A 670-nucleotide genomic window follows, 5' to 3' on the forward strand; every position below is an offset into this window, starting at 1 on the left:
CGCGGAAGTGGCACTAGAACAACTCTATCTGCAAGGGCAATTGGAGTTTGAGTTTAAGCGCTGTCAATCTCGTTTAGTGGAAATGCAAAGTCATGAGTACTTAGCGAGAGAACATCTGGCTTAGATTGTTTCTTGGGAGAAAGACGTGACGAAAAAATTAGTGATTGAGTGCAAAAAAGGTGATTTTTCTTCGCTCTTCATCTATAATCCTGCGACCCACCGTTACTGCAGACCTAATTTATCGAAGTTATTCGAAATATAAGGTCGAGAGTGCCAACCGCTCGAAGGGGTGATGACTGGGCTCTTAGACAGTGTGGGAGCACAGCGGTGTGTTCCTTTAAAGTTTAAATTTGAATTAACGGGTTATTATTAGCATGAAAACTTTCGTTGCTAAACCAGAAACTGTAAAACGCGACTGGTACGTTGTAGACGCTGAAGGTAAAACTCTTGGCCGTCTAGCAAGTGAAATTGCATCTCGCCTACGTGGACAACAACAAGCTGAGTACACTCCACACGTTTGACACTGGTGATTACATCATCGTTATCAACGCGGAGAAAGTTACTGTAACTGGTAACAAAGCTGCAGCAAAAACTTACTACCGTCACACTGAATTCCCTGGTGGTATTAAGTCAATCACTTTTGACAAGCTGATTGTTCGTAAACCAGAAA

Annotated in this window: 1 protein-coding gene and 1 pseudogene; both read left to right on the forward strand. The window is 42.5% G+C overall.

The genetic code is table 11. From position 1 onward, the window contains the following. On the forward strand, nucleotides 1-124 hold a 124-nt coding region (zapE, locus tag CIK04_RS24425), incomplete at its 5' end, for an AFG1/ZapE family ATPase (RefSeq protein WP_128824680.1). Between the two features lie 250 nt (nucleotides 125-374). After that, nucleotides 375-670: pseudogene (gene rplM, locus CIK04_RS24430) on the forward strand (50S ribosomal protein L13); the annotation flags it as partial.

This window comes from Vibrio sp. 03_296 (assembly GCF_002265885.1).